Annotated in this window: 3 protein-coding genes and 2 pseudogenes; all 5 read right to left on the bottom strand. The window is 50.0% G+C overall.

The features are described 5' to 3' along the window. Positions 1-1,514: pseudogene (locus LGZ98_RS23025) on the bottom strand (hemagglutinin repeat-containing protein); the annotation flags it as partial. 110 nt (positions 1,515-1,624) lie between these two features. After that, on the bottom strand, positions 1,625-1,738 hold the full coding sequence (gene cdiI, locus LGZ98_RS23030) for a ribonuclease toxin immunity protein CdiI (RefSeq protein ID WP_262978663.1): 114 nt from the start codon (positions 1,736-1,738) through the stop codon (positions 1,625-1,627). A 21-nt stretch (positions 1,739-1,759) separates the two neighbouring features. Continuing rightward, positions 1,760-2,449 (bottom strand): annotated as a pseudogene (locus tag LGZ98_RS23035) (hemagglutinin repeat-containing protein); the annotation flags it as partial. A gap of 139 nt (positions 2,450-2,588) precedes the next feature. Next, positions 2,589-2,819 (bottom strand): hypothetical protein, encoded by a 231-nt coding sequence (locus tag LGZ98_RS23040; protein ID WP_011144920.1) that lies wholly within the window; start codon positions 2,817-2,819, stop codon positions 2,589-2,591. After that, positions 2,816-4,003 (bottom strand): VENN motif pre-toxin domain-containing protein (locus LGZ98_RS23045; RefSeq protein ID WP_262978662.1); only part of this gene is annotated, 1,188 nt, incomplete at its 5' end. The genes LGZ98_RS23040 and LGZ98_RS23045, both read right to left, overlap by 4 nt.

Consider the following 4,003-nt stretch of genomic DNA (forward strand, 5'->3'; position numbering starts at 1 on the left):
GTGCCGGTATCAAGGGTGTTTTTGTCTTTGTCTGCGGTACTGGCAATGACTGCGCCGTCAAGCTGGGTGTGTTCACCCACTTTTACTTGATAGCCGCCTTTACCGGCAAACAGTCCCGTCTGCTCCTGTACGGAGTCAAAGTTGCTATGGATTTTGTCGCGGCTGGCACTCAGGTTGAATGAGCCGCCCGGTTGTGGACCGAAAGTAGTACTGTCGCTGGCACTGACATTCTGCTGCTTCATATCGTAGCGGTTGCTGTCCTGCTCGCTACTGAGTGTCAGGTGGCGTTTGACGTCGGCGGTAATTTGTTCGCCGCTGACCTGAGCGCCTTTGAGCGTCGCATCCCGACCGGCGTTGAGGGTGACGGTTTGTCCTGCATCCAGCGTAGTTTCATTATGGCTGACGCCGTTGCCGCTTTCACTGCCTTTACCGCGGTTGGTACTGACGGAGAGATTAATACCCGTGCCCCCCGGTCCGGCAGTCAAACCGACGCCCAGTGAGCCACCGCGGCTGCTGTTTTTACCGGTGGTCTGTTCGGTGTTCTGGCTGGAGGAGAGCTGGATATCCCGGCTGGCATTGAGTTGCAGGTCTTTGCCCGCCTGCAACTGGCCGCCCTGAATGCGGATATCGCCGTGCTGGTCTGGAGTACCGGAAGCGGTGAGGGTGAGATTATCCCCGGTCGTCAGGCTGCTGCCCTGCTGAGTGGTCTGGTGCTGTTTCAGTTCTGACCGGGAGGACTGGCTGCCGTAGGAGAGGTTGACACCCACCAGGTTGTTATTGGCTTTGTCGTCACCGCCTTTAGCGTCGGCCAGACGAGCAGCCTGGACTGCCTGTACTCCGCTAAGAGCGGCTTTGGTGCCTTGTAAGGCTTTGATTCAGCTGTCACTTTCATTGTTGGCGGCTTGAACCGTTTGAACTGCGGAATTCAGGGCCCCGCCTGCGGTGCCGGACAGTGCCACGGTCAGGCCGCTTTGTTTCTGTTCGGTTTTAGTGACAGCGGTATGACTGTTTTCCGCACTGGTGATGTTAATGTTTTGGCCGGAAAGTTGCGTATCGCGGCCCGCCACGACATCACTGCCGTGAAGGTTGAGCTGTTTTCCGGCGCTGAATGTCACACTGCCCTGGCTGCTGCCTACCGTGCTGCCTTTGTTGAGGTTACTGTCGATATCGGTGGTGGATTTTTGGCTGGCTTTGCCGATGGTGAAGCCGATACCGCCGGTCCCCATCAGACCGGATTTTTTCTCTTGCTTGAAGTGCGTTTCATGACGGGCTTCATCAGCGGTGGTGATGGTGAGCTGATTGCCTGCGGCCAGATTAACATCCTGAGTGCCGGCTACGTTGCTGCCGATGATGTTGAGGTCATTCCCGGTTTGTAGGGTTACGCTGTCGCCGCTGAGCGTGGTGCTCTGCGCCCGGCGTTCATGCACCTCATCGTGGGTTTCGACAGAGGATTTGGAGAGTAAGCCTTTACTGGTCTGCTTGCTGTGTTCTACCAGGTCTGATGAAGCGGTACCCACTTAAAATGTGAGCAAACGCTTATACTGTAATTCTTCATACAGAACTTCCCCCTACTTGTTGGGTGTCCAACTTTCGGGGGCAGTTCACTCAGGCTGGGATCTTGATGTTAATAAGGCATTTTGGCTAGTAGAGTACGTACCTTGTCTTCATCTTCGGGGTGTAATTGGAGATATTTTTCACATGCCAGTCTTACATACTCAAAACCGACAGATTCAGGCACTATAATTTCTCCCTCCCATACAGCCTGGACTGCCTGTACTCCGCTAAGAGCGGCTTTGGTGCCTTGTAAGGCTTTGATTCGGCTGTCACTTTCATTGTTGGCGGCTTGAACCGTTTGAACTGCGGAATTCAGGGCCCCGCCTGCGGTGCCGGACAGCGCCACGGTCAGGCCGCTTTGTTTCTGTTCGGTTTTAGTGACAGCGGTATGACTGTTTTCCGCACTGGTGATGTTAATGTTTTGGCCGGAAAGTTGCGTATCGCGGCCCGCCACGACATCACTGCCGTGAAGGTTGAGCTGTTTTCCGGCGCTGAATGTCACACTGCCCTGGCTGCTGCCTACCGTGCTGCCTTTGTTGAGGTTACTGTCGATATCGGTAGTGGATTTTTGGCTGGCTTTGCCGATGGTGAAGCCGATACCGCCGGTCCCCATCAGACCGGATTTTTTCTCTTGCTTGAAGTGCGTTTCATGACGGGCTTCATTCGCGGTGGTGATGGTGAGCTGATTGCCTGCGGCCAGATTAACATCCTGAGTGCCGGCTACGTTGCTGCCGATGATGTTGAGGTCATTCCCGGTTTGTAGGGTTACGCTGTCGCCGCTGAGCGTGGTGCTCTGTGCCCGGCGTTCATGCACCTCATCGTGGGTTTCGACGGAGGATTTGGAGAGTAAGCCTTTACTGGTCTGCTTGCTGTGTTCTACCAGGTCTGATGAGGCGATGTCCGCTTAAATGTGATCAAACACTTACTGTAATTCTTCATGCAGAACTTCCCCCTACTTGTTGGGTGTCCAACTTTCGGGGGGTAGTTCACTTTAGTTGGGATCTTTTTAACATTATGACGACATTAAACTTTTCCTAAAATCTTTTATGTTGAAGATAATTTATCAAACAAATAACACCACCTAGGAATATCCCCATAACAACACCTATTCCAATAGCCTCAACAATATCTTTATAACCGATGAAAAACACGCCAGTTTCAAAATAAAGAACAAATTTAACTAACAGTTTTACCGCCATGACCGTGATGAACACACCTATGCTCTGAACTAAAGACCAATATAAAAAATAGATTATAAATTTCATTTTTTATCCTTAGAGCTTAACTCATCCATGATTACTTTATTTGCAGTTTCAGAACCAACAGCTCCTACTGCACTACCAACAATGCCAGGAGCAGGGGATACTAACGGTGGTGCAGATATCGAAGGATTGATTAAATTGAATCTTTCTTTAAATCCATTTGACCAAGGATTCATTTTATTATCCAAATAGTTAGTAGTTCCCTTTGTCACTCCATAACCTACTGATGATCCTACAAACGCGCCTCCCATTGGTAACCACGGAGAATTTCCATCAATTACGCTAGAAACACCTGCTCCTAATGTATTAGTCGCAGCAGTACCCCAATACCCCATTCCTGCCGTTGCACCGCCTGTAATCAAAGATGTCCCGAAACTGGTATAGCTAAAGTTTTCTTGAGGATTGTTGTAGATGTTGTAACCTTGCATTCCTAGGTTGGCTAAGCCTGTAGTACCTACACCTATAGCTCTGTTTGCAATAGTCGTACTTCCAATCCAATTAGTAACAGCAGGTGTAGCCGTTTTAGCTAATGTCGGTAAGGCTAGAGAAATTGTTGCAATTACTGCCCGTGGGATATTATTGCTTTTCTGCAATGTATCGTAATTATCAATTACTGGGCTAATCTGGTTAAGGCTATATTCTGTTAATTTTGTACAGTCAGCGTCACAATTTGGTGATTGAATAAGCTTTATCAACTCTTCCTGTTGTTTCATCAGATAATCTTTTGAAATCTTAGTTTCAATAGCTTTTTGTTGCTGATCTTGATCAGCTTTACTAGCAACCTCAATTAAACGATTCTTTTCTTCATCAGTAGATGATGCTTTATATTTTTCCAACCATGAGGTGATCTGACCTGCCTTCAGGAAGTTGTTCTCAACCGCATTCTTCCCGGCCTGGGCCCCGGTGATGGCGCTTCCGGTGGAGTCACCGGCAATGCCGCCGGCCAGCCCGGCCGCCAAAGTAGAAAGAGTGCTGATGGTCTGTTTTTCCTCTTCACTTAAGTCACTGACTTTAGCATTTTCGCCGTGAATATGCTTCATCAGTTCTCGGGCAGCCAGTTCACCGCCCGCCGCGCCTGCCGCACCCGCCAGCGCATTGTTGCCACTGACTTCGGCGGCTACTGCCCCCAGAATGGCATGGGCCAGAGTATTAGTGACGATATCGACTTGATGAGTTTTCGGGTCGGT

The organism is Photorhabdus kayaii (genome assembly GCF_025384895.1).
Classification (GTDB): Bacteria; Pseudomonadota; Gammaproteobacteria; order Enterobacterales; family Enterobacteriaceae; genus Photorhabdus; species Photorhabdus kayaii.